The organism is Rhodoferax sp., assembly GCF_039922535.1.
Classification (GTDB): domain Bacteria; phylum Pseudomonadota; class Gammaproteobacteria; order Burkholderiales; family Burkholderiaceae_C; genus Rhodoferax_B.
This window is the reverse complement of the sequence record NZ_JBDTEM010000377.1, coordinates 1-4,444: the sequence shown is the minus strand read 5'-3', so window position 1 is coordinate 4,444 and position 4,444 is coordinate 1. Positions and strand designations below refer to the sequence as shown.

The following is a 4,444-nucleotide window of genomic DNA, read 5'->3' as shown; positions in this document are numbered from 1 at the left end:
AGCGTGCGACTCGGGGTGCACGCCGCGCAGCTGCAGATTGGCGCGGCTGGTCAGGTCCAGCATGCCGTTGCCGTGCTGGCGGGCCAGCGCAGCGATACCTGCCGCCTGGGCCGGTGTGAGCCGACCTGCATACGGGCGCACCCGCACCACCAGGCCGTCGCCCGACAGCATCGGGCGCAGGGCACCAGGGCACCAGCCTTGGGTCTGCGGCAGTAGTGCGGTAGCGAGGGGCGGCGTGGCTATGGCGGTTCGCATCCGGGGGCGGCTGGTTTCTGGAAGTTGGGTGGGGGCGGATGGTGCGCCCGTCGGCGCAAACGCCGGGTGTGCAGGCCCGTGGCAGGGGGTAACCCGATCCACTGGGCAAGGCCTCAAGTATCGCATTAGTGCCAGGCCGCCCGTCTTGCCAGACCCGCCGTGACGGGCACGTACCACCCGCACCCACTGCGTACCGACGGCCCGGAACAGAAATTTATAAAAAAAGAGGCTCTGGCGCAGGAAGCACCTGCACTGGCAGCTATCAAAAGAGTAGTAAGTGTGAAGCAGGCTGCACCGTTCTTTACCCCCACTTCACTACCGTGGCCGGTGCAAGCATTGAATTTACAGGGTGGGGCGGTATCTATATTGCATTGACCACCACCGTTGAGGTTTCTATGAACACCCAAGAGCGCGACCAACTCAGTACTTTTTTGCAGCAGCTCGGCCAAGCGCGGGCCACCGCGAAGGACCCGGAGGCGCAGGCGCTGATCGATACCGCGGTAGCGCGCCAGCCCGACGCAGCCTATCTGTTGGTGCAGCGCAGCCTGCTGCAAGACAACGCCTTGCAAGCCGCCCAGGCGCAAATCGCCAGCTTGCAGGCGGAGTTGCTGCGGGCCCAATCGGCCGCTGCCTCGGCACCCGCAAGTGCTGGTTTTCTGGATGCCAACGGCTGGGGCCGGGCCCCGGTGGCGCCTTCTTACGGGGCTGCACCCGCAGCAGCTTACGCACCGGCACCCGGCTATCCGCAGGCGGCACCGGTCGCGGCGGCAGCGCCACGCTTCCAGGCACCCAGCTTTTTGACCAGCATGGCCACCACCGCTGCGGGCGTGGCCGCCGGGGCATTTTTGTTCCAGGGAATCGAGAATTTGATGGGCCACCACGGCAGCAACGGCAGCATCAACAGCAGCAATGGCCTGGCGGGCGCATCGGCGTTTGGCCTGAGCGAGCCTACCGCCCCATCGTCCCTGCTGGACGGCAACGAGTCTAAGGACAGCGGTGCATCCGCATCCAATGACACCGCGTTGCTGTCAAATGACGACAGTGTCGATGCCTTTGGCAACGACGACGGGCTGGATATCGGCGGCGACAGCTCCAGCGACTGGGCTTGAACCTTATTTGACGGGAATCACCGTCGCGCGGTCTACCGCCACGGCGGTGACGGCGTTTTCCGGCGAGCCGTCGATCAGCTTGTCGGAGTAGGTCAGGTAGACCAGGGCATTGCGCTTTTTGTCCACCATGCGCACGATGCGCAGCTTTTTGAACAGAATGGACAGGCGTTCGTTGAACACCTCGTCGCTTTGCGGCAGCGGTTTGGTGAAGCTGATGGGGCCGACCTGGCGGCAGGCAATCGAGGCCTCGGCCTTGTCTTCGGCCAGTCCCAAAGCGCCCTTGATCCCACCGGTTTTGGCCCGCGATACAAAGCAGGTTACCCCCTGCACCAGCGGATCGTCAAAGGCATCGACGACGATTTTGTGGTCGGGTCCGATCCACTGGAAAGCCGTATCCACCGCGCCAATTTGCTCGGCTTTGGACGAGCAAGCGCACAGAGCCGCCAGGCCCAGGGCGGCGGTCCAGGCTTTCACCGCAATGCCTCTGGCAGTTCGATTTTGACTTCTAGCACTTCCAGGTTGTCCTGGCGTTCCAGGTGGACCTTGATGTCTTCTGCGTTGATCGACACGTATTTGCTGATCACTGCCAGCAACTCTCGCTGCAGGGCGGGCAGGTAGTCGGGACGGCTGGCACCCCGGCCACTGCGCTCGTGCGCCAGGATGATCTGCAGCCGCTCTTTGGCCACAGAGGCGGTTTTTTTCTTTTCCCCGAGCAGGAAAGACAGGAACGACATGGCTTATCTCCCACCGAACATGCGCTTGAAGAAACCGGGCTTGACGGCCGCCACAAAGCGCATGGGTTTGTCTTCACCCAGGAAGCGGGCGACCACATCTTTGTAGGCTTCGGACACATCGGTTTCTGCCAGGTGGATGGCGGGCAGACCCTGGTTGGATGCCTGTAACACCGTTTCCGACTCAGGAATCACGCCCATCAGCGGAATGCGCAGGATGTCCTGGATGTCTTCCAGCGACAGCATCTGGCCGTCTTCTACCCGCACCGGGTTGTAGCGGGTGATGACCAGGTGCTCTTTGATGGGTTCTTTGCCTTCAATGGCGCGCTTGGTCTTGGAGCCCAGCATGCCCAGGATACGGTCCGAGTCGCGCACCGAAGACACTTCGGGGTTGGTCACCACCAGCGCTTCGTCGGCAAAGTGCATGGCCATCAGCGCACCGGTCTCGATGCCTGCAGGCGAGTCGCAGACGATGTATTCAAAGCCCATGTCGCCCAGGTCTTTCAGCACGCGCTCCACGCCGTCTTGCGTCAGCGCGTCTTTGTCGCGGGTTTGCGAGGCGGCCAGCACGAATAGGTTGTCGCACTGCTTGTCTTTGATCAGCGCCTGGTTCAGGTTGGCTTCGTTATGGATGACGTTGATCAGGTCGTACACCACGCGGCGTTCGCAGCCCATGATCAGGTCAAGGTTGCGCAGGCCGACGTCAAAGTCGATCACGGCGGTTTTGTGGCCGCGCAACGCGAGGCCGGAGGCAAAGCTGGCGCTGGTGGTGGTTTTGCCAACGCCACCTTTGCCGGATGTCACCACAATGATCTTGGTCATGGGTTGCGGGTCTTTCAGGGTTCTGGGTTTGAATGGGGTGATAGATGCGGATGGCGGCGGGCGGCGCACAGGGGTTTGCTTGCGTCGTGTCGCCATTACAGGGCTTCCATGACCAGTTTTTCGCTGAGCAGCCGTACCTGGGCCGGTTTACCCAGCACCTCGGCGGGCAGGGGGATTTCTGAGGTGCGGTAGACCCCGGCGATGGAGACCAGCTCGGCCTCCAGGCAGGTGCTGAAAATACGCGCGTCTTCGTTGCCCTTGGCTCCAGCAATGGCGCGGCCACGCAGCGGGGCGTAAACGTGGATGCTGCCATCGGCCAGCACTTCGGCCCCGTTGCTCACCATCGCCAGCACCACCAGGTCGGTGCCGCGGGCGTACACCTGCTGGCCCGAGCGCAAGGGTTTATCGATAACCAGCGCGCCGGATGGCACCACCACGGCGGGTTCGGGCGGCGGTGCGGCCACGGGGGCTGCCGCCTGCGGCAGGGGTGCGGCGTTGGTGATGTCGGGTGCGTCCACCAACCCGGCTTTCAAAGCCGCCTGCCGCTGCGCCGCGCTGCCACCGTGCACGGCGATGGGCTGCATGCGGTAACTGCGCAGCAGCACGGCCAGTTGCTTGAAGTCGATGGGGTCGGTGGTATCTGCGACCGGTACCAGGTTGATGACGACCGGGTCTTGGTCAAAAAAATCGGGGGTGTCGCCGAAGCGGGTTTCCATCTCTTGGGCCAGAGCGGCCAAGTCGGCGGTTTTCAGCACCACCGCAATCAGGGGTAGCGTGGCGCTTTTCAGGTCAAAGCAGGCCCGGGTAGACCCGGCGGTTACAGACGACATGGATGGAGGGGGAGGGGCGACAAAGGCGCGATTTTAGCGCTGCCTGTGTCCCCGGCCCGTGCCCCGGCAAGGGGTTGGTGTCGGCCATGCGGGTTGGTGCAGCCCTGCATGGCCATTTTTGCCGCTAGAAGTGGTAGTCGGCGCGGAGCATCGGCGTTTTGGCCGTGGTGCCGGTGATGGTGCCGGGGTTGCCAAACTTGTTGCGCCAGTACTGGTAGCCCACGCCCACGCGGAAGGTGTTCTTGCCGGCACCGACAAATGGGCTAACGTCGTAGAACACCGAACCATCGAAATTGGTTTCGGGCGAGGTCGGATTACCAAACTCGTCGTTGCCCTTGGTGCCGATGTAGTTCATGTAGCCCTCGAACGACAGGCCGGTACCACCGATGGGGACACCCCAGGCTGCGGTCAGCATGGGATGGGTTTTGTAGCTGTAACGGCTGGCGATGCCGACAGGGAAGTTGCTTTCCTTCAGCAGCAGCAGGCTGACGTTCAAGAAGCCGGGTACGTCCACCATCAGCGTTGGGCCGACGACAAACATGCGCTTTTTGGAGGCGTAGCCAGGGTCGTTCTTGGTGTTCCAGTCAAAACCAGCCGTCAGGCCCAGGCCACGCACCGGGCCGAAAGCAAAGCTTTTGCCGGTGACTTTGCCCAAGTCCAGGGTGTTGCGATAGACCAGATAGGCCTCTTGGGCACC

At 62.7% G+C, this 4,444-nt stretch carries 6 protein-coding genes and 1 pseudogene; 1 reads left to right on the top strand and 6 read right to left on the bottom strand.

What is annotated here, in order from left to right; genetic code table 11:
* Positions 1 to 255: pseudogene (locus tag ABI213_RS18050) on the bottom strand (hypothetical protein); the annotation flags it as partial.
* 395 nt (positions 256 to 650) lie between these two features.
* Between ABI213_RS18050 and ABI213_RS18045 the strand changes: the two are divergent.
* Positions 651 to 1,364 (top strand): DUF2076 family protein, encoded by a 714-nt coding sequence (locus tag ABI213_RS18045; RefSeq protein ID WP_348008181.1) that lies wholly within the window; start codon positions 651 to 653, stop codon positions 1,362 to 1,364.
* A gap of 3 nt (positions 1,365 to 1,367) precedes the next feature.
* On the opposite strand, the gene ABI213_RS18040 is transcribed toward ABI213_RS18045, so the two are convergent.
* The 5 genes from ABI213_RS18040 to ABI213_RS18020 form a co-directional block, all read right to left on the bottom strand.
* Positions 1,368 to 1,838 (bottom strand): CreA family protein, encoded by a 471-nt coding sequence (locus ABI213_RS18040; RefSeq protein WP_348008180.1) that lies wholly within the window; start codon positions 1,836 to 1,838, stop codon positions 1,368 to 1,370.
* Positions 1,835 to 2,098, bottom strand: coding sequence for a cell division topological specificity factor MinE (gene minE, locus ABI213_RS18035; protein WP_348008179.1), 264 nt, complete (start codon positions 2,096 to 2,098; stop codon positions 1,835 to 1,837). Before minE ends, ABI213_RS18040 begins: the two co-directional genes overlap by 4 nt.
* A 3-nt stretch (positions 2,099 to 2,101) precedes the next feature.
* Positions 2,102 to 2,917: a septum site-determining protein MinD gene (gene minD / locus ABI213_RS18030; RefSeq protein WP_348008178.1), complete on the bottom strand. Its 816-nt coding sequence runs from the start codon at positions 2,915 to 2,917 to the stop codon at positions 2,102 to 2,104.
* Between the two features lie 95 nt (positions 2,918 to 3,012).
* Positions 3,013 to 3,747, bottom strand: a complete 735-nt coding sequence (gene minC / locus ABI213_RS18025; RefSeq protein ID WP_348008177.1) for a septum site-determining protein MinC — start codon at positions 3,745 to 3,747, stop codon at positions 3,013 to 3,015.
* A gap of 124 nt (positions 3,748 to 3,871) precedes the next feature.
* A partial coding sequence (locus ABI213_RS18020) for an outer envelope protein (protein ID WP_348028088.1) occupies positions 3,872 to 4,444 on the bottom strand: 573 nt, incomplete at its 5' end.

Bases quoted from the DNA above. Each gene is read 5' to 3' on its own strand.
- ABI213_RS18045 (WP_348008181.1), top strand. From the start codon at position 651: ATGAACACCCAAGAGCGCGACCAACTCAGTACTTTTTTGCAGCAGCTC.
- minE (WP_348008179.1), bottom strand. From the start codon at position 2,098: ATGTCGTTCCTGTCTTTCCTGCTCGGGGAAAAGAAAAAAACCGCCTCT.
- minD (WP_348008178.1), bottom strand. From the start codon at position 2,917: ATGACCAAGATCATTGTGGTGACATCCGGCAAAGGTGGCGTTGGCAAA.
- minC (WP_348008177.1), bottom strand. From the start codon at position 3,747: ATGTCGTCTGTAACCGCCGGGTCTACCCGGGCCTGCTTTGACCTGAAA.